The 18,367-nt window shown below is 68.4% G+C and carries 17 protein-coding genes; 15 read left to right on the forward strand and 2 right to left on the reverse strand.

Annotation, left to right across the window (positions count from 1 at the left end; translation table 11 throughout):
* Positions 1-41: 41 nt before the first annotated feature.
* Entirely contained in the window at positions 42-1,139 is a 1,098-nt protein-coding gene (locus tag AB4Y91_RS14605) for an ABC transporter permease (RefSeq protein WP_441419151.1), read from the reverse strand.
* Positions 1,140-1,338: 199 nt separating this feature from the next.
* Here AB4Y91_RS14605 and AB4Y91_RS14610 point away from each other — a divergent pair, with 199 nt between their 5' ends.
* The 11 genes from AB4Y91_RS14610 to AB4Y91_RS14660 all read left to right on the forward strand — a co-directional run bounded on the left by AB4Y91_RS14610 (position 1,339) and on the right by AB4Y91_RS14660 (position 15,657).
* The gene (locus AB4Y91_RS14610; RefSeq protein ID WP_441419152.1) at positions 1,339-2,610 is read left to right on the forward strand and encodes a sensor histidine kinase; all 1,272 of its coding nucleotides are present in this window, start codon (positions 1,339-1,341) and stop codon (positions 2,608-2,610) included.
* Positions 2,607-3,263, forward strand: a complete 657-nt coding sequence (locus tag AB4Y91_RS14615) for a response regulator transcription factor (protein ID WP_441419153.1) — start codon at positions 2,607-2,609, stop codon at positions 3,261-3,263. The genes AB4Y91_RS14610 and AB4Y91_RS14615 overlap by 4 nt, the downstream gene beginning before the upstream one ends.
* Before the next feature lie 77 nt (positions 3,264-3,340).
* The gene (locus AB4Y91_RS14620) at positions 3,341-5,320 is read left to right on the forward strand and encodes a penicillin-binding transpeptidase domain-containing protein (protein ID WP_441419154.1); all 1,980 of its coding nucleotides are present in this window, start codon (positions 3,341-3,343) and stop codon (positions 5,318-5,320) included.
* A 38-nt stretch (positions 5,321-5,358) separates the two neighbouring features.
* On the forward strand, positions 5,359-7,041 hold the full coding sequence (locus AB4Y91_RS14625) for an ABC-F family ATP-binding cassette domain-containing protein (RefSeq protein WP_441419155.1): 1,683 nt from the start codon (positions 5,359-5,361) through the stop codon (positions 7,039-7,041).
* Positions 7,042-7,106: 65 nt separating this feature from the next.
* Positions 7,107-7,880, forward strand: coding sequence for a DeoR/GlpR family DNA-binding transcription regulator (locus tag AB4Y91_RS14630; RefSeq protein WP_441419182.1), 774 nt, complete (start codon positions 7,107-7,109; stop codon positions 7,878-7,880).
* Positions 7,877-9,064, forward strand: coding sequence for an MFS transporter (locus AB4Y91_RS14635; protein ID WP_441419156.1), 1,188 nt, complete (start codon positions 7,877-7,879; stop codon positions 9,062-9,064). The genes AB4Y91_RS14630 and AB4Y91_RS14635 overlap by 4 nt, the downstream gene beginning before the upstream one ends.
* A 66-nt stretch (positions 9,065-9,130) precedes the next feature.
* Positions 9,131-10,633: a bifunctional phosphatase PAP2/diacylglycerol kinase family protein gene (locus tag AB4Y91_RS14640; protein WP_441419157.1), complete on the forward strand. Its 1,503-nt coding sequence runs from the start codon at positions 9,131-9,133 to the stop codon at positions 10,631-10,633.
* A gap of 132 nt (positions 10,634-10,765) precedes the next feature.
* Positions 10,766-11,710, forward strand: a complete 945-nt coding sequence (locus tag AB4Y91_RS14645; protein WP_441419158.1) for an ABC transporter ATP-binding protein — start codon at positions 10,766-10,768, stop codon at positions 11,708-11,710.
* Between the two features lie 3 nt (positions 11,711-11,713).
* Positions 11,714-12,619: an ABC transporter permease subunit gene (locus AB4Y91_RS14650; protein ID WP_441419159.1), complete on the forward strand. Its 906-nt coding sequence runs from the start codon at positions 11,714-11,716 to the stop codon at positions 12,617-12,619.
* Positions 12,620-12,858: 239 nt separating this feature from the next.
* Positions 12,859-14,301: an amino acid permease gene (locus AB4Y91_RS14655; protein WP_441419160.1), complete on the forward strand. Its 1,443-nt coding sequence runs from the start codon at positions 12,859-12,861 to the stop codon at positions 14,299-14,301.
* A gap of 24 nt (positions 14,302-14,325) precedes the next feature.
* Positions 14,326-15,657, forward strand: coding sequence for a M18 family aminopeptidase (locus tag AB4Y91_RS14660; protein ID WP_441419161.1), 1,332 nt, complete (start codon positions 14,326-14,328; stop codon positions 15,655-15,657).
* Here AB4Y91_RS14660 and AB4Y91_RS14665 read toward each other — a convergent pair.
* Positions 15,654-16,340 carry a DUF1345 domain-containing protein gene (locus AB4Y91_RS14665; RefSeq protein ID WP_441419162.1) on the reverse strand — a complete coding sequence of 229 codons (687 nt, stop codon included), beginning with the start codon at positions 16,338-16,340 and terminating at the stop codon, positions 15,654-15,656. The two genes, AB4Y91_RS14660 and AB4Y91_RS14665, sit on opposite strands and share 4 nt — an antisense overlap.
* A gap of 248 nt (positions 16,341-16,588) precedes the next feature.
* Here AB4Y91_RS14665 and rpsF point away from each other — a divergent pair, with 248 nt between their 5' ends.
* The 4 genes from rpsF (at position 16,589) to rplI (ending at position 18,365) form a co-directional block, all read left to right on the forward strand.
* Positions 16,589-16,894, forward strand: a complete 306-nt coding sequence (rpsF, locus tag AB4Y91_RS14670; protein WP_056428835.1) for a 30S ribosomal protein S6 — start codon at positions 16,589-16,591, stop codon at positions 16,892-16,894.
* A gap of 54 nt (positions 16,895-16,948) precedes the next feature.
* Positions 16,949-17,530, forward strand: a complete 582-nt coding sequence (locus AB4Y91_RS14675; protein ID WP_441419163.1) for a single-stranded DNA-binding protein — start codon at positions 16,949-16,951, stop codon at positions 17,528-17,530.
* A 125-nt stretch (positions 17,531-17,655) separates the two neighbouring features.
* A complete protein-coding gene (gene rpsR / locus AB4Y91_RS14680) occupies positions 17,656-17,895 on the forward strand; it encodes a 30S ribosomal protein S18 (protein ID WP_003800144.1) in 240 nt (79 codons plus the stop codon).
* Between the two features lie 17 nt (positions 17,896-17,912).
* Positions 17,913-18,365: a 50S ribosomal protein L9 gene (gene rplI, locus AB4Y91_RS14685; RefSeq protein ID WP_441419164.1), complete on the forward strand. Its 453-nt coding sequence runs from the start codon at positions 17,913-17,915 to the stop codon at positions 18,363-18,365.
* Positions 18,366-18,367 lie beyond the last annotated feature (2 nt).

Consider the following 18,367-nt stretch of genomic DNA (forward strand, 5'->3'; position numbering starts at 1 on the left):
ATGTTCGTGTGCCCGGGGAAGGGCGGTGTGCGCCGGGGTTTTCAGTTGCCGCCGAGCGCCAGCAGCGGGTCGATGCGGGTGATGCCCCGCACCGCCAGCGCGGCGCCCGCGAGGCCCAGGACGACGATCCCGGCGATCGGCAGCAAGGTGGTTTGCGCTGTGGTGAGGAACGGGGCGGCCCGCGCGGCGAGCAGGCCGCCGAGTGCACCCGCCGTGCCTCCGGCGGCTGCCCCGGCCACGAGGACGACCGCGGCCTGCACCATGGCGTCCTTCAGCACATAGTTCGAGGAACCGCCCAGGGCCTTGAGCACAGCGATGTCCCGCGTGCGTTGCACAGTCCACACGGTCAGGAAGGCCACGATCACCAGCGCGGAGATGCCGTAGAGGAATGCCTGCATGAGCATGAGCGAACCGTTCTCGCTGCGGTAGGAGCCAAGCGCCTGGAAGGAGCCCTCCCGGGTGGCGCTGACTGTTCCGGCGGCCTGGTTGGCTGCGGCGACATCGACGTCGGCGCCGTCGTCGAAGCTGACCGCGATCACGGTGCCGAGGGCTTCTTTCCCGGCAAGGTGGGCCAGCTTCCGCCAGTCCGCCAGCGTGGTCCAGACGACGCCGGTGTGCGAGTACCACTGCTCCGACACCACGGCCGATACCCACAGTTCGGTGCCGCCCACCGCGACCCGGCTGCCGACGGTGAGGCCGAGCTCCTTGGCCAGAGCGGCCCCGACGGCCACGGTGCCCTCGGCCGCCGGGGCCGGGGAGAGGCTGCTGCCGGCGCCGGTGCCGAAGACGGCCACATTAGCCGTCCCGGCCGGGACTCCCCCGGCACCGAGGACCTGCAGCCGGCCCTGGCTGATGCCCAGGGGCTCGGCCTTGCTGACGCCGTCGCGGTCGGACCAGCCGGCAACTTGGGCGCCGGTGACCTCGGATTCGGTGAAGGAGGCCTCGGGGCTGCTGCCGGCGGGTGCGCCGAAGACAAGCTGGTCCGCGGGCAGCCCCGCGATGGCGGAGGTCGACTGGTTGCCGAGCCCGGCGGTCAGTCCGGAGAGCATCACCAGCAGCAGGGTGATGAGGGCGACGACGCCGCCCATCAGGGCGAAGCGGCCCTTGGCGAAGCGGATGTCGCGGATGGCGAGAAACATGGGTGTCCTTTTTCTGGTGGTTGTTGGCCTCCCTTCCACTCTCCCGGCGCGGGGCGGCCGTGCCATCAGGCCTGGGGATGGTCCGCCGCGGCCGTCGGGTTGGTCCGGCAGTCAACCAAAAGGTTGATCCTGGCCCGCCGGGCCCCGGTTCCGGCCCGTTTTCGGAGAACGGGAGGCCGCCCGGCGCTAGGCTGAAAGCATGGACGGCAGAAGCAGCGGGGCGGAGGGGAACCCCACGGACGCGGCCGTCATCCTGCGGGTCCTGCGCGTCAGCCTGCACGTGGGATTCGCCGTGCTGCTGCTCGTGGCGCTGGTCAGGCTGCTCGCGGCCGGGATCCACGGCGCCGGCTGGCTCAGCCTGGGCCTGGTCCTGTGCCTTGCCGGTGTTTACCTTGCGGGCACGGCGCTGGAGAAACGCCACTCGGTCCGGCCGGGACGCTTCGATCCGCGGCCCTATTCCACCTGGTGGCTGGCTGCTGTCTGCCTGCTCTGGCTGCTGCTGGTCTGGGGCAGCGCAGACTTCGTCTGGCTCGCCTTCCCGCTGTTCTTCCTTCAGCTGCACCTGCTGCCCAGGGGTCCGGCTCTGGCCGCAATCGCCGCCAGCACGCTGCTGGTGGTCACGGCGCTTTGGTTCCACAACGGCGGTCCGGGGAACGCCCTGCAGCTGCCGATGCTGCTCGGACCGGGTTTCGGAGCAGCATTCGCCGTCGTCACCGGCCTGGCCTACCGTGCCCTGTACTCGGAGGCAGAAAATCAGCGTCTCGCGGCTGAGGAACTGCGCCGCACCCGCGCGGAGCTTGCCCGCAGCCAGCACGACGCCGGAACCCTGGCGGAACGGAGCCGCCTGGCCCGCGAAATCCACGACACCCTGGCCCAGGGCTTCTCCAGCATCATCCTGATGGGACGCTCGGCCGAGCAGGCGCTGGAAGCCGGAGACACCGGGACGGCCCGGAACCGGCTCCGGACCGTCCAGGAAACCGCGGCCGCCAACCTGGCCGAGGCCCGCAACTTTGTCCGCGGCCTGCAGCCCCCCGAGCTTGAACAAAACCCGCTCGTGGACAGCCTGCGCCGGCTGTGCGAACAGACCGAAACAGAGGCGGCCGCCCGGGGCAAGGCCCTGCGCTGCCGCCTGGAAATCGACGGAACCCCGGCGGAACTTCCCAACCCGTACCGGACCACCCTGCTTCGCGCCGCGCAGGCCAGCCTCGCCAACGTGTGGGCCCACGCAGACGCCCGCACCGCCGTCGTAACCCTGTCCTTTTTGGGCACCGAAGTGGCCATGGACATATTCGACGACGGCGACGGCTTTGACCCCTCTGCGGTGCCGGACCGGGCCGACGGATCCGGCTACGGGCTGAAATCGTTGCGGGACCGGGTTGCAGCGCTGGCCGGGACCATCGACCTCGAATCCGCGCCCGGGGACGGCACGGTAGTGGCCATCCGGCTGCCGCTCGGGAAGGAAGAACCGTGAACCAAATCCGCGTTCTCCTCGTCGACGACCACCCCGTCGTCCGCGCCGGCCTGCGGGCCATGCTCACGGACTTCGAGGGCATCACCGTCGCCGCGGAAGCGGCGGACGGAGCCGCCGCCCTGGCTGCGCTGGCGCGCCTGCGCACCCTGGGCGAGCCGGTCGACGTCGTACTCATGGACCTGCAGATGGGCGCCGGCATGGACGGGGTCACCGCGACGGGCAGGATCAAGGCCGGCGAGGCCGGGACGCCAGGGCCGCCCGTGCTGATCCTCACCACCTTTGATTCCGACGCGGACATCCTTGCTGCCGTGGAGGCGGGCGCGAGCGGGTACATGCTCAAGGACGCGCCGCCGGACCAGATCCGCCAGGCGGTCTTGGCTGCCGCTGCGGGTCAGACAGCGCTGGCGCCGGAAGTTGCCGCGCGGCTGCTGGGGCGGATCCGGAAGCCCGAGCCGGCCCTTTCCGCCCGGGAGATCCAGCTGCTCGAGCTGCTGGCTACCGGCCTGGGGAACCGGGCCATCGCCAGGCAGTTGTTCATTTCCGAGGCGACGGTGAAGACGCACCTGGTGCACATCTACGGGAAACTGGGCGTGGACAACCGAACGGCCGCCATCGCTGTGGCCGCGCAGCGGCGGATCATCCGCCGGGGCTAGCCACAGGCGGGCGGCCTGCCCTGCGGGCCTGGTCCCTGTGACACGGAGCTGTCCGTGCCGCGGGGCATAATGGCGCCATGGGGAAAATTCAGAAGCTCTCGCTCGCTCTTGTCGGTCTGGTCCTTGGCGCCTCGCTCGTGGCGTGCGACGACGGCCGCTCCGGCGCCCAGGATGCGGCGAAGCAACTGGCCTCGGCAGTCGCGGCGCTCGACGTCGGTTCCGTGGCCTTCGACGGCAAGGATTCCGGCCAGGCGAACGACCGGCTCAAGGCGGTCTTCAAGGCGCTTGACCCGGCAAAACCCACCGTTACCGCCGGGGACCTGGTGCTGGAGAAGGACACCGCCACAATCCCGTTGGACTACAGCTGGAAGGTCGGCGCAGGCGAGTGGAAGTACACCGTGTCCGCACAGCTGAAGAAGGCGGACGGCAAATGGCAGACCGTGTGGAGCCCGGAGCTGCTGGTGCCGGGCCTCGCGGACACTGAAGTCCTCGGTTCCTCCAGCGATTCCCCGCAGCGGGCCGATATCCTCGGCGCCGGCGGCGCAAAGCTGGTCACCTACCGGCCGGTGGTCCACGTCGGCATCGACAAGGCGCAACTGGAAGCCGCGGATCCGGCCGGCCCCGCGGGCAAACTGGCGCGGCTGGTGGGCGTGGACCCCGCCGCCTACACCAAACAGGTCACGGACTCCGGACCGTCGGCCTTCGTCGCGGCGATCACGCTGCGCCAGGCCGGCCGGACCATCACGGATGAACAAATCGCCGCGATTCCCGGCGCCCGGGCCATCCAGGACTCGTTGCCACTCGCCCCCACGCGCGGCTTCGCCCGCGCCGTGCTGGGCACCGTGGGTGAGGCCAGCGCCGAGCAGATCGAAAAGTCCGGCGGTGCACTCCGGGCCGGAGACACCACCGGCACCGGCGGCCTCCAGCAGCAGTACGACGCCCAACTGCGCGGTACCAGCGGCATCCAGGTCTTCGCCCAGACCGAGGGCCTGACCGCGGAACAACGGCAGGAACTTCTCAACAACGGCCGCCGCGTCCTGTTCCAGGAACCGATGAAGCCCGGAACCCCGCTCAAGACCACCCTGGACCCGCGGCTGCAGCAACTGGCCGAGGACGTGCTGGCCGACGTCGGTCCGGCGTCCGCCGTCGTCGCCCTCCGTCCCTCCAGCGGCGCGGTCCTGGCCGCCGCCTCCGGCCCCGGCAGCAACGGCTACGACACCGCCCTGCTCGGCCAGTACGCCCCCGGATCCATCTTCAAAATCGTGGACTCGCTCGCGATGTTCCGCAACGGGATGACCCCGGACTCCAAAGTGGACTGCCCGCCCACCCTCACCGTAGACGGCCGGACCTTCAAGAACGCCGAGGGCTACCCCGCCTCCTCGCTGGGGTCGGTAACCCTGCGCGACGCCTTCGCGTATTCCTGCAACACCGCCTTCATCAACGCCCGGGGCAAGGTCAGCCAGGCCCAGCTCGAGTCTGCGGCCACCTCCCTCGGTGTCGCCGTGGAGGCGCCATCGCTGGGCGCTGCGGCCTTCCTGGGATCGGTCCCGGGCGAGGCTGAAGGCACCGAACACGCCGCCTCCATGATCGGGCAGGGCAAGGTACTGCTCTCCCCGCTGGCGGCCGCCGTCATGGCCGGGTCCGTCGCCAAGGGCGCGCCGGTGTCGCCGCAGCTCGTGCTCAACCCGAACGCGGCGGCCGCGGGAAGTCCGGCACCCTCTGAGGGACCGACGGCGGCGCCGTCGTCGTCCGCCCCGGCACCCGCAAAGTCGTCCGGCAAACCGGTGACCGCCGCGGAAGCGGCGTCCCTGGCGGACATGATGCGCGCCGTGGTGACCTCGGGCCACGCCGGCTTCCTCGCCTCGGTGCCCGGTGCCCCCGTCGGTGCCAAGACCGGGACCGCCGAATTCGGCAAGGACAACCCGCCGAAGACCCACGCCTGGATCGTCGCCGTGCACGGGGACCTCGCGGTCGCCGTGTTCGTGGAAGACGGCGGCCTCGGCGCCACTACCTCCGGGCCGCTGCTCAGGGAATTCCTGACTTCCGCCGCCGGCTAACGGCGGACGGTCCGAAAGGGCCGTGGGAAGATTGCTGTGTGGCTCATATTGACGTTTCCGGCATCGACTACTTCCTCTCCGACGGCACCCAGCTGCTCAACGGGGTGACGTTCAAGGTCCCCGACGGCACCAAGACGGCGTTGATCGGGCCGAACGGAACTGGCAAGACGACGCTGTTCCGGATCATTTCCGGCGACCTCGTTCCGGACGAAGGCGTGATCGGCCGCTCCGGAAACATGGGCATCATGCGCCAGTTCGTCGGCCAGGTGCGGGACGACTCCACGGTCCGCGACCTGCTGGTCTCCGCCGCCCCGCCCGCACTCGCGGCCGCCGCGCGCGCCGTCGACGAGGCGGAACTGGCGATGATCGAGCACGACGACGAGCCCACCCAGATGAAATACGCGCAGGCGATCGTGGACTGGGGCGACGCCGGCGGTTACGACGTCGAGACCGTCTGGGACGAGGTTTGCATGGCCGCCCTCGGCCTGCCCTTCGACCGCGCGCAGCACCGGCCGGCGTCGAGCCTGTCCGGCGGCGAACAGAAGCGGCTGGTCCTGGAGGCGTTGTTTGCCGGACCCGACGAGCTGCTCCTGCTCGACGAGCCGGACAACTACCTTGACGTCCCGGGCAAGCGCTGGCTGGAAGCTAAGCTCAACGATTCCAAGAAGACCGTCTTCTTTATCAGCCACGACCGCGAGCTGCTGAACAACGCCGCGGGCCGCATCGTGACCCTGGAGCCCGGCATCAACGGCGCCGGCGCCTGGATCCACGGCGGCGGCTTCGGCTCCTACGTCGACGCCCGCGCTGACCGCAACGCCCGCTTCGAGGAGCTGCGCAAACGCTGGGACGAGGAGCACGTGAAGCTCAAGGAACTCGTCAACATGTACAAGAACAAGGCCGCGTTCCGCTCCGACATGGCCAACCGGTACCACGCCGCGCAGACCCGGCTGGCGAAGTTCCTCGAGGCCGGCCCGCCCGAGGCGCTGCCGATCGAGCAGAACGTGCAGATGCGGCTCAAGGGCGGCCGCACGGCCAAGCGCGCCATCGTGGCCGAGAAGCTGGAGCTCACCGGGCTGATGAAGCCCTTCTCCACCGAGGTCTGGTTCGGCGACCGGGTCGGGGTGCTCGGCTCCAACGGTTCCGGTAAGAGCCACTTCCTGCGACTGCTCGCGACCGGCGGCACCGACCCGGAACGCGAGCACCTGCCCGTCTCCGATGTGGAGATCGCCGAGGTCCCGCACGAGGGCGCCGTGAAACTCGGCGCCCGGATCCGGCCCGGTTTCTTCGCCCAGACCCACGTCCGGCCCGACCTGCTCGGCAAGACCCTGCTGGAGATCCTGCACCGCGGCGACGAACACCGCTCCGGGCTGGGACGCGAGGCGGCGGCCGGGGCGCTGGACGGCTACGGCCTGGCGTCGCAGTCGGAGCAGAAGTACGAATCCCTGTCCGGCGGCCAGCAGGCCCGGTTCCAGATCCTGCTGCTGCAGCTCTCCGGCGCCACCCTGCTGCTCCTCGACGAGCCCACGGACAACCTGGACCTGCACTCGGCCGAGGCACTGGAACGCGCCATCGACCACTTCGAGGGCACGGTCCTGGCCGTCACGCACGACCGCTGGTTCGCCCGCACCTTCGACCGCTTCCTGGTTTTCGGCTCGGACGGCAAGGTCTACGAATCGGCCGAGCCGGTGTGGGACGAAAAACGCGTCGAGCGCGTCCGCTGAGGTAGAGCCAGCCGATGAAGTGATCATTTGATGATCAAATGATCACCGACTGGTATTATTTGCTCATGAACACGGATGAGCGGCATCGCTATATCGGCGAGCTCCTTCGCCACCGGGAACGCGTGAGCGTGGATGAGCTAATGGCCGCCTGCGCAGCCTCCGGCGCGACGATCCGGCGCGATCTGGACGGTCTGGCCGGTCACGGCGTCCTGCGCCGGGTCCACGGCGGGGCAGTCAGTCTGCTGCTGCAGGGCGAGAACCCCGGGTACGGGCAGCGCGAGCTGGAGGAGCACGCAGCCAAGGTGCGGATTGCCGCCGCGGTTGCGGCGATGCTCAAGGACCGTGGCCGTATCTGGCTCGACAGCGGCACGACGGCCACGCAGATCGCCCGACAGCTCCAGCAGCGCGACATGACGATCATGCCAATGTCGCTGAGGGCCGTCGGTGAGCTGGCCGCAGACCAGGTCCCGGCCGGGCGCCGCCCTGAGCTCCTGTTGCCCGGCGGGAGCCTTGTTCCGGGCGAATTGTCCTTCCGCGGACCCCTGACGGAGGCAAATATCCGCTCACTGCGCTTCGACACAGCCGTGGTCACCCCCTGTTCGCTGGATCTCCGGGATGGACTGCTGGCCCATGATCTCGACGACGCCGCGGTGAAGCGCGCAGGGCTGGAATCGGCAGCCAGAGTGATCGTTGCCTGCTCCGGATCCAAATGGAACGCCAGTGGCATGGCCCTGGTGGCGCCGCTGGACGCTGTGGACGCCGTCGTCACCGACAAGGCTCTCAGCTCCGACGAACTCACCCTCCTTGCCCAACACTCAGTGGAAGCAGTGATCGTATGACCAGGACCTCAACCGCCCCGCAATTGAAGGCGGCGGCCGCAGCGACCTTCCTGATCTTCGGGATCAACGGCCTCGTATTCGCCAGCTGGGCCGCCCGCATCCCCGCGGTGACCGAGATCCTGCACATCTCCTCCGGACAGATGGGAAGCCTGCTGCTGTGCGTCGCGGTCGGCTCGCTGATCGCGCTGCCGACCGCCGGGCTCGTGGTAGGCCGGCTCGGAACCGCCAACACCGTGCGCGCAGGCGGTCTGCTGGCCGCCGTGGCGGGCGCAGGGGTGGCGCTCTCGCTTGGCGCCGCAGCCGTCCCCGGTACGGCCATCTCGCTCTTCTTCCTCGGCATCGGCATCGGACTCTGGGACGTGTCCCAGAACATCGAAGGGGCCGACGTCGAACACCGGCTGGGCCGGACCATCATGCCGCAGTTCCACGCCGCGTTCAGCGGCGGCGCGTTCGTGGGCGCGCTGGTCGGCGCCGGTCTGGCGACGCTCGGCGTCGGCCTGCCGGAACACCTGCTCGCCATCACCGCCGTGGTGGCCGCCGCGACCCTGATCGCGCCGCGGTACTTCCTGCCGCACACACCGGAGCAGGCACCTGCTGCCGGCGAGGCCAGGCCGCCGCGGGCCGCTTCCGCCTGGCGGGACGGCCGCACCCTGCTGATCGGCGTCGTCGTCCTCGGCGCCACCCTGACCGAGGGCGCGGGCAACGACTGGATCGCCAAGGCCTCCGTGGACGGCCTGGGTGCCGAGCAGTCCACCGGAGCCCTGCTGTTCGCCGTCTTCGTGCTGGCGATGACGGCCATGCGTTTCTTTGGCGGCCGGGCGATCGACGTCTACGGACGGGTCGCGGTGCTGCGGGCCAGCATGGCAGCCGCCGCGGCCGGGCTGGCATTCTTCGTCTTCGCCGGCAATATCTGGCTCGCGACGGCCGGCGCGGCACTCTGGGGCGTGGGAGCGGCCCTCGCCTTTCCGATGGGCATGTCCGCCGCGGCCGACGACCCCCGGCACGCCGCGGCCCGGGTATCGGTCGTGTCCACCCTCGGCTACATCGCGTTCCTTGCCGGGCCCCCGCTGCTGGGCTACCTCGGCGACCTGACGGGGATCCGGCTGGCGTTGCTGGCTATCGGGGCGCCGATTCTGGTTGCTCTGCTGCTCGCCGGCGCCGCGAGGCCCTTGCGCGCCAGCTGAGCAGCGGCCCGGGACCCAGCACCCGGGTCAGCGCCTCATCCAGGGGGCCCGCAGTAAGGTGGGGAAATGCGAAGCATACTGGGGAAAACGCCGCACCGACTGGAGAAGCTGGACCGTCGACTGGTCCAGTCCCTCTCACGGGTTCCCGGCGGCGGCCACGACGACTTCTTCCGGCGGCTCTCCGCGGCCGCCAATAAGGGCAAGCTCTGGTTCGGGATTGCCGCGGTGATGGCGCTCTTCCCCGGCAAGACCCGGCGTGCTGCCCTGCACGGCGTGCTGGCGCAGGGTGTGGCCTCCGCGGTTACCAACCTTGTCTTCAAGACCCTGCTGCCCCGGGCCCGCCCGCTGCCAGAGCACCTTCCGGTCTTCCGCTTCGTTCATCCGCAACCGAGCAGTTCCTCCATGCCTTCCGGGCACTCCGCGTCGGCCGCCGCGTTCGCCCTCGGCGTGGGGCTGGTCCGGCCGGCGCTCGGCACCGCGCTGGCACCCGTCGCCGCCGGCGTCGCCTACTCCAGGGTGCACACGGGGGCGCACTGGCCCTCGGACGTCTTCTTCGGCTCCGCGATCGGGGCGGGTGCGGCCCTCGTGACGAGGAAGTGGTGGCCGGTCCGTCCCCCGTTCCCCGCGGTTCGGCGCACCCCCGTCGGAGCTGCCGCACTGCCCGACGGCGAGGGGCTGGGCATCGCGGTCAACACGCTCGGCGGCTCATACGCCGATGAGACGGCCGAGGCCCTGCAGAAAGTATTCCCTAAGGCGTATATAAAGGAAATTGCCCCCGACGAGGATGTGGCGGCCGGAATCGAGGCGGTGGCCACCCGTCCCGGCGTCGTTGCCCTCGGAGTCTGGGGCGGAGACGGGACGGTGGGCACCGCCGCGGCGGCCGCCGTCGAGCATTCCTTGCCGCTGCTGGTGCTGCCGGGCGGAACGCTCAACCACTTCGCCCGCGACGCGGGCACCGGCACCCTGAAGGCCGCCGTTGAGGCCGCCGCCAAAGGGGAGGCGGCGCGAGCGGACATCGGCCACGTGTCGGTAGAACGGGGGCTGCCGGACAGTCCGGAGAAGCTGGAGCTGTCGATGCTGAACACTGCCAGCATCGGCCTGTACCCCAACCTGGTGCGCCGGCGCGAGCAGCTCCAGCCCGCGCTGGGAAAGCCGCTGGCCGGCGTCGTCGCCATGTTCCGGACCTTCGCCGCGGGCACCCCGAGCACCCTGGTCGTGGACGGGGTGCGCCACAAGCTCTGGATCCTTTACGTCGGCCGCGGGCGCTACTACCCCCGCGACCATGCCCCGCTGGTCCGGCCGGTGCTGGACGACGGCGTGCTGGACCTGCGCATGATCACGGCGGACGAATCCTTTGCCCGGCTGCGCCTGCTCTGGTCGGTGCTGACCGGAACCGTGGCGACCTCCCGGATCACCCACCTGCGCGAAGCCAGCCGGATCCGGGTGGAACCGGGCGACACGACCATGGTGCTGGCGGTGGACGGCGAAGTCATGCCGGGCGTCCGCGCCGTCGAGTTCTCGGTCAAGCACGGCGGGCTGGTATACTACTCCCCGCAGCCGGAGGGCTGAGCGGCGGCCATGCCGCCATTGTCCGGATTACCCTGATTCAGCCCTGAATCAACCCTTAAAGCGGCGCATTCGCGCGGCGGCGTCGGTAGCGTGGTGGGTACACAACCACACGCGACGCAAAGGAACGCTTCCATGATCGAAGCACGAGGCCTGACCAAGGTATACGGCGAAAAAACCGCCGTCGCCGGAGTCAATTTCACCGTCGAGGCGGGCCGGGTTACCGGCTTCCTAGGACCCAACGGAGCGGGCAAGTCCACCACGATGCGCATGATCATGGGACTGGACCGGCCGACGTCGGGCTCCGTCACGGTCAACGGGGTGCCGTTCAACCGGCACCACGCGCCGCTGCGGGACGTCGGTGCCCTGCTGGACGCCAAAGCCGTCCACACCGGCCGCTCGGCCTACAACCACCTGCGGGCCATGGCCGCCACGCACAGCATCCCGAAAAAACGCGTGCACGACGTCATTGAAATGACGGGTCTGGCCGAGGTCGCCAGGAAGAAGGTGGGCGGCTTTTCCCTCGGCATGGGCCAGCGCCTCGGCATCGCCGCCGCCCTGCTCGGCGACCCGCAGACGATCATCCTGGACGAGCCGGTCAACGGACTGGACCCGGAAGGCGTCGTCTGGGTCCGCAACCTGGTCAAATACCTCGCCTCCGAGGGCCGCACCGTGTTCCTGTCCAGCCACCTGATGAGCGAAATGGCGGTCACCGCGGACCATTTGATCGTGATCGGACGCGGCCGGATCATCGCCGACGCGCCGATCCAGGAGATCATCACCGGCAGGGGCCAGGGGCGCACCCGCGTCCGCACCGACCAGCCGGACCAGCTGATGCGCCTGCTGGCAGGCACCGGCGTCACCGTGCAGGTGCAGGACAACGAACTCCTCGAGGTCACCGGGCTGGAGCCCCGGCAGATCGCCCGCACCGCCCTCGACAACCACGTCATGATCTACGAACTCACCCCGCTCCGGGCCAGCCTCGAGGAGGCCTATATGGAACTGACCAAGGATGAGGTCGAATACCACTCACTGATCACCACGGGCGGCCACGCCCCCGCCCAGGCCGGAGGCAACTAAGCCATGAGCTCGACCACCCTTGAACCCAATCCCTCGAGCCGCGGGCCGCGCTCCGGCGCTGCAAACAACCAGGCAGGCGACCGGACCGGCGACAGCCTCAGCACCGGCCCGGGACCCAGCTTCCTGCGCGTCCTGAACTCCGAAGTCATCAAGTTCCGCACGCTGCTGTCCACCCTGATCCTGCTCGGCGCCACCATCGCCGTCATCATCGGGGTGGGAGCCCTTGCCGCCTGGGGCATCGGCCAGGCGCTGCAGGCCTCCAACTCCGATCCGCAGCGCTCCGCCGCGCTGGCCGCGCAGGGCGACATCGCCGCGTCGGCGCCCAGCGCCGGCATCTCCTTCGCGCAGCTGATCCTTGGCTCACTGGCCGTCCTGATAATCAGTTCAGAGTTCACCACGGGAATGGCGCGGTCCACGTTCACCGCCGTCCCGAAGCGGATTCCGGCCTTGACCGCCAAGCTCCTTGTTGTTGTGGTCTCCGCGTTCCTGGTCACGGCACTTTCGCTCTACCTCGCCGGCCTGGTGGCGGTGCCGATCCTGGACCAGTACGGCCACACCCTGGACGTCTCCAGCGGGCACTACTTCCGGACGCTGCTGGTCAACAGCGCCTACGTTGCCGCCGTCGCTGCGATCGGGATGGCCCTCGGCGCCCTGATCCGGAACTCCGCCGGCGGCATCATGACGCTCGTGGGAATCTTCTTCGTGCTGCCGATCGCGCTGCAAATTATCCAGGGCGACTTCGTCACGGAACTGCGCAAATTCATCCCGTCGAACACGCTGGCACCGTTGACCGCCGCCGAACACGTCCCGGACACGCTGGAAAGCTGGCAGGCCGCCCTGGTCCTTGGCGCGTGGGTGGTCATTCCGATCGTGCTGGCCGGCATCCTGCTCAAGAAGCGGGACATCTAGTCCGAAGCAGTGGTTTCAGGCACATTTCAGAATTGCCTCCCAGGCAACATCCTTTGCCTGGGAGGCTCTATGGCTGGAGATCCGTCCCATTTTGGGGGGCGTAATCTGTGTGACTGCACAGAACTAAGCCTCTCCGCGGCGGTCTAGGGTGAAACGACATTGTGGTCCGCCGCACATCCTTGCCTGGCATCGCCGGCACTGGGGCGCGGGCCGACACCACCCACGAAGGACGGCGCTTCATGCAGGCTGACCAGCAACTCTCCAAATCCCTGAAACCCCGGCATCTGTCCATGATCGCCATCGCCGGCGTCATCGGTGCCGGCCTCTTCGTCGGCTCCGGCGCCGCCATCCAGCAGGCCGGCCCCGGCATTCTGGTGGCCTACCTGGCGGCAGGGCTCGTGGTCATCCTGGTGATGCGCATGCTCGGCGAAATGGCCGCCGCCAACCCCGAAACCGGATCGTTTTCCACCTACGCGGACAAGGCGCTGGGCCGCTGGGCGGGCTTCAGTATCGGCTGGCTCTATGCCTGGTTCTGGATCATCGTGCTCGGCATCGAAGCCACGGCCGGCGCCGCGATCATGCACCGCTGGGTTCCCGGCATCGACCAGTGGATCTGGGCGCTGGTCCTGATGGTGCTCCTCACGCTGACCAACCTGGGTTCGGTTAAGTCGTACGGCGAGTTCGAGTTCTGGTTCGCCTCCATCAAGGTCGCCGCGATTGTGCTGTTCCTGCTCTTCGGCGTCGCCGCTATCCTGGGCCTCGTCCCCGGCGTCCCCGCTCCCGGCCTGGACAACCTGACCGGCAAGGGCGGCTTCATGCCGAACGGTCCCGGCGCGGTGCTGGCCGGCATCCTGGTGGTCGTGTTCTCCTTCTTCGGCGCCGAAATCGCGACCATCGCCGCCGGCGAATCCGAGAACCCGGTCGACGCCGTCAAAAAGGCCGTCAAATCGACCGTTTGGCGCATCCTGGTGTTCTACATCGGCTCCATCGCCATTGTCGTGACCCTGCTGCCCTGGAACTCCGCCTCCGTGGCGAAGAGCCCGTACGTCGCCGTGATCGAACTCTTCGGCATCCCCGGCGCCGGCACCATCATGGACATCGTCGTGCTGACCTCGGTGCTGTCCTGCCTCAACTCGGGCCTCTACACCGCCAGCCGCATGCTCTTCTCGCTCTCCCGCCGCGGCGACGCGCCCCGCACCTGGATGCGCATCTCCAAGCGCGGCGTCCCGGCCGCCGCGGTGCTGGCCTCGACCGTCGTCGGCTTCATCACCGTGGGCCTGAACTACATCGCCCCGGACACCGTCTTCCTGTTCCTGGTCAACACCTCCGGCGCCATCGCGCTGTTCGTCTGGCTCGTCATTTCGGTCTCGCAGCTGATCCTCCGCCGCCGGATGGGCACCGCCGCCCGGGATCTGGAGCTGAAGATGTGGCTGTTCCCGTACCTGACCTGGCTCGCGATCGTCAGCATCGTCGCGCTGCTGGTGGGCATGGTGGTGCTGGACACCACCCGTGAATCGCTGCTGCTTTCGCTGGCCCTGGCCGCCGTCGTCGTGGGAATCGGTCTCTGGCGCTACCGCAGGCACGGCGCCTCCCCGGTGGCAGCACCCCAGCCCGCAGGCCTCCCCGCCGACGCCGAAACCCGCAGCGAGGATGCCCCCGCCGGCGTCGGCCGGTCCAAGTAAGCCCGCGGCGCTAGACTCGGAGCCATGCCTTCCTCCGCCACTGCTGCAGACCACATCCAGGACCTCGGCGCGTATGTCAGCGCGTCGCCGTCGAGCTTCCACGCCGTCCACGAGGCCGCCCGGCGGCTGGACGAAGCGGGGTTCACCGGCCTCGACGAACTGCAGCAGTGGCAGGGGGTCGGCGACGCCGGGTCGGCGGGGAAGTTCTACGTGATCCGCGACGGCGCCCTCATCGCCTGGGTGGTGCCCGCCGGCGCCGGACCCACCACGGGGTTCAACATCCTCGGCGCGCACACCGATTCGCCGTCCTTCAAACTCAAGCCCAAGCCCACCACCGGCAAGTTCGGCTGGCTGCAGGCCGGCGTCGAGGTCTACGGCGGTCCGCTGCTGAACTCCTGGCTGGACCGCGAACTGCAGCTTGCCGGGCGTCTGGTGATGCTGGACGGCACCCAGCACCTCACGGCCACCGGGCCGTTGCTGCGCTTCCCGCAGCTCGCCATCCACCTGGACCGGGCCGTGAACGAGGGCCTGGCCCTGGACAAGCAGCAGCACATGAATCCGGTCTTCGGCCTCGGCGATCCGGCCGGCGAGGACCTGCTCGGCCTCCTCGCCGAGCGGGTTTCCGGTGCCACCGTGGATCCCGCGCAGATCGGCGGTTACGACGTCGTCATCGCGGACACGCAGGCCCCGGCGGTGTTCGGCGCCAAGGGTGAATTGTTCGCCTCCGGCCGGCTCGACAACCTCTCCGCCACGCACGCCGGCCTTACCGCGCTGATCGCGCACGCCGCCGGTGAGGTGCCGGTGGACGGGCCGATCGCCGTGCTGGCCGCCTTCGACCACGAGGAAATCGGCTCCGCCTCGCGCTCCGGTGCCTGCGGCCCGGTCCTCGAGGACATCCTGGTCCGCATCTCCGACGGGCTGGGTGCGACGGCGAGCCAGCGGCGGCAGGCGTTCGCGGCGTCGTTCTGTGTTTCCGCCGACGCCGGCCACGCCGTGCACCCCAACTATGCCGAACGCCACGACCCGGCCAACCGCCCGGCCCTGAACGGCGGACCGCTGTTGAAGATCAACGCCAACCAGCGCTACGCCACGGACGCCGCCGGGGCAGCGCTGTGGGCCAGGCTGTGCACCGATGCCGGGATCCCGTACCAGGAGTTCGTCTCCAATAACGTGATGCCCTGCGGTTCGACAATCGGCCCGCTGACGGCCACCCGGCTCGGGATCAGGACGGTCGACGTCGGCGTCCCGTTGCTGTCGATGCACTCGGCACGCGAGCTGTGCGGCGTCGAGGACCCGCACCGGCTGGCGACAGTCACGGAACTGTTCTTCCGCACCGCCTCCCAGCCGGCTGCCTAGGACCCGGCGAGGCCAATCACGAGGTTGACGGTGGCGGCAAGGATGACGGTGCCGAACAGGTAGGACAACAGGCTGTGTTTGAGCGCCTCGGCCCGGATTGCATGGTTTTCCAGGGCAGTGTCCGACACCTGGTAGGTCATCCCGAGGCTGGTGGCGAGGTACGCGAAGTCGGTGTACTGCGGCGGCTCGGCCTGGTTGAAGTTGATGCCGCCCACCGCTGCCCCGGCCCGAAGCTCGGTGCTGTAGTAGAGGCCGGCATAGCGGACCGTGAAGAGTGTCTGCACGAGCATCCACGACAGTGCAACGGAGGCCAGCGCCAGCAGGCCGCTGCCAAGCCGCGATCCGCCGTTGTTGCTGTGCGAGTCGAGGACGACGGCGGCCACAGCCGCCAGGCTGGCGACGTTGGCGGCGAGGATCATCAGATCCGTGACGCTCCGGGACGGATCCTCCAAGGTGGCGTGGGCACGTGTATCGGCGGCGTCCAGCGGACCGATCACAATCCAGACCCAGAGCACGTAGGTGAGGGCGGCACTGCTCCAGGCGATCGCCGGGGCTTCCACCCAGTGTCCGGAGAGCCCCGACGCTGTGGCGGCGAGCAGTCCTGCCAGCACCATCACAGCAAACCGCAGTCGGCTGCGGTGGACGGGGGATGCGAGGGAACGGGGGGCGGAACCGGTGCTCATTCCCCGATCATGGCACAAGCGCCCATGCGGTTATCCACAGCGCCGCCGGGGAGCTTCCACGGACGGCGCGAGGAGTCTAGGGTGGCGGGACAGGAAATCGCGGAAACTGCCCCGGATGCACTAAGCTATTGAAGTCTGTGCTGCGCCCTGCCTCCGTTCCGGGGGCGATGCGCCGCGCAAGCACCGCAAATGAACCTCCTGTTACGGAAATGCCGTAACCGCTTAGCCCAAAGGAGGTGGGTTCACATATGCGTCCTTACGAATTGATGGTAATCATCGACCCCGAGGTCGAAGAGCGTACCGTTGAGCCAACGCTTCAGAAGTTCCTGAACGTCATCACGACCGATGGTGGAACCATCGAAAAGGTTGACATCTGGGGCCGTCGTCGCCTGGCTTACGAAATCCAGAAGAAGTCCGAAGGTATCTACGCCGTGGTGAACTTCACCGCTGAGCCGGCTACCGCCAAGGAACTTGACCGCCAGCTGAGTCTCAATGAGACCATCATGCGCACCAAGATCACCCGCCCCGAAGAGCAGAAGGTTGTTGCTGAGTAATTCAGCTCTACCCTTCAATCTTTAACCCCGCAGGAACGAACAAGGAGGACGTAGATGGCAGGCGAAACCACTATTACGGTCATCGGTAATCTCACCAATGACCCCGAACTGAGGTTCACACCGTCAGGTTCGGCAGTAGCGAACTTCACCATCGCTTCTACGCCCCGCACTTTCGACCGCCAGTCCAATGAGTGGAAGGACGGGGAAACCCTGTTCCTCCGCGCATCGGTATGGCGCGAAGCAGCCGAGAACGTCGCCGAGTCCCTCACCAAGGGCATGCGCGTAATCGTTTCCGGCCGCCTGAAGAGCCGTTCCTACGAAACCAAGGAAGGCGAGAAGCGCACCGTTATCGAGCTTGAGGTCGACGAGATCGGCCCCAGCCTGCGCTACGCCAACGCCAAGGTCAACCGCACCCAGCGCTCCGGCGGACAGGGTGGTCAGGGTGGCTTCGGCGGCGGCAACAGCGGCGGTAACAGCGGCGGTTTCGGTGGCAACTCTGGTGGAAACCAGGGCGGCAACTCCGGCGGAACCTGGGGCGGCAACCAGCCCGCAGCGCAGGACGACCCCTGGGCGACGCCCGGGGTCAGCAATGCAGGCGGCTGGGGCAACGGCCCGGATTCCGAACCTCCCTTCTAAACAACATCTAAGGTCCGACGTCGTGACCCGCGAGGCAGCCGCACGGCAGCCCCGCGATGACCGCCGCGGATCACCACCATCCCGTGGATCAATATCCACGGGCTCCATCGAATAGGAGCTCCACGATGGCTAAGGCTGAACTCCGTAAGCCCAAACCAAAGTCCAACCCCTTGAAGGCCGCTGACATCACTGTCATCGACTACAAGGACGTAGCATTGCTGCGCAAGTTCATCTCCGACCGCGGAAAGATCCGCGCCCGTCGCGTCACCGGCGTCACGGTGCAGGAACAGCGCAAGATCGCACAGGCAATCAAGAACGCCCGCGAAGTTGCTCTGCTGCCTTACTCCGGCGCTGGCCGCGGCTAAGGAAGGGATTAACTAATATGGCAAAGCTCATTCTGACCCACGAAGTAACCGGTCTCGGTGCTGCTGGCGACGTTGTCGAGGTCAAGGACGGTTACGCACGTAACTTCCTGCTGCCCCGCAACTTCGCCCTGACCTGGTCCAAGGGCGGCGAGAAGCAGGTTGAGTCCATCAAGGCTGCCCGCGCCGCTCGCGAGCACGCTTCCCTGGAAGACGCTCAGAAGCAGGCCGCAGCACTGCAGGCCAAGCCGGTCAAGCTCGTTGTCAAGGCTGGCGAGACCGGACGCCTGTTCGGCACCGTCAAGCAGGGCGACGTGGCGGACGCTGTTGAGGCCGCCGGCCTCGGCCGCATCGACAAGCGCAAGGTTGAACTGCCGGCTCACATCAAGTCGACCGGTTCCTACCAGGCCAACGTCCGTCTGCACGACGACGTTTCCGCTGTGATCGAACTCGACGTAGTTGCAGGCAAGTAGTC

The sequence above is a fragment of the Arthrobacter sp. YAF16 genome (assembly GCF_052113385.1).
Taxonomy (GTDB): domain Bacteria; phylum Actinomycetota; class Actinomycetes; order Actinomycetales; family Micrococcaceae; genus Arthrobacter.

Coding starts and splice junctions, on each gene's coding strand:
- AB4Y91_RS14660 (WP_441419161.1), top strand. CDS start 14,326: ATGCCTTCCTCCGCCACTGCTGCAGACCACATCCAGGACCTCGGCGCG.
- AB4Y91_RS14635 (WP_441419156.1), top strand. CDS start 7,877: ATGACCAGGACCTCAACCGCCCCGCAATTGAAGGCGGCGGCCGCAGCG.
- AB4Y91_RS14675 (WP_441419163.1), top strand. CDS start 16,949: ATGGCAGGCGAAACCACTATTACGGTCATCGGTAATCTCACCAATGAC.
- AB4Y91_RS14665 (WP_441419162.1), bottom strand. CDS start 16,340: ATGAGCACCGGTTCCGCCCCCCGTTCCCTCGCATCCCCCGTCCACCGC.
- rpsF (WP_056428835.1), top strand. CDS start 16,589: ATGCGTCCTTACGAATTGATGGTAATCATCGACCCCGAGGTCGAAGAG.
- AB4Y91_RS14655 (WP_441419160.1), top strand. CDS start 12,859: ATGCAGGCTGACCAGCAACTCTCCAAATCCCTGAAACCCCGGCATCTG.
- AB4Y91_RS14610 (WP_441419152.1), top strand. CDS start 1,339: ATGGACGGCAGAAGCAGCGGGGCGGAGGGGAACCCCACGGACGCGGCC.
- AB4Y91_RS14620 (WP_441419154.1), top strand. CDS start 3,341: ATGGGGAAAATTCAGAAGCTCTCGCTCGCTCTTGTCGGTCTGGTCCTT.
- AB4Y91_RS14605 (WP_441419151.1), bottom strand. CDS start 1,139: ATGTTTCTCGCCATCCGCGACATCCGCTTCGCCAAGGGCCGCTTCGCC.
- rplI (WP_441419164.1), top strand. CDS start 17,913: ATGGCAAAGCTCATTCTGACCCACGAAGTAACCGGTCTCGGTGCTGCT.
- AB4Y91_RS14645 (WP_441419158.1), top strand. CDS start 10,766: ATGATCGAAGCACGAGGCCTGACCAAGGTATACGGCGAAAAAACCGCC.
- AB4Y91_RS14630 (WP_441419182.1), top strand. CDS start 7,107: ATGAACACGGATGAGCGGCATCGCTATATCGGCGAGCTCCTTCGCCAC.
- rpsR (WP_003800144.1), top strand. CDS start 17,656: ATGGCTAAGGCTGAACTCCGTAAGCCCAAACCAAAGTCCAACCCCTTG.
- AB4Y91_RS14640 (WP_441419157.1), top strand. CDS start 9,131: ATGCGAAGCATACTGGGGAAAACGCCGCACCGACTGGAGAAGCTGGAC.
- AB4Y91_RS14650 (WP_441419159.1), top strand. CDS start 11,714: ATGAGCTCGACCACCCTTGAACCCAATCCCTCGAGCCGCGGGCCGCGC.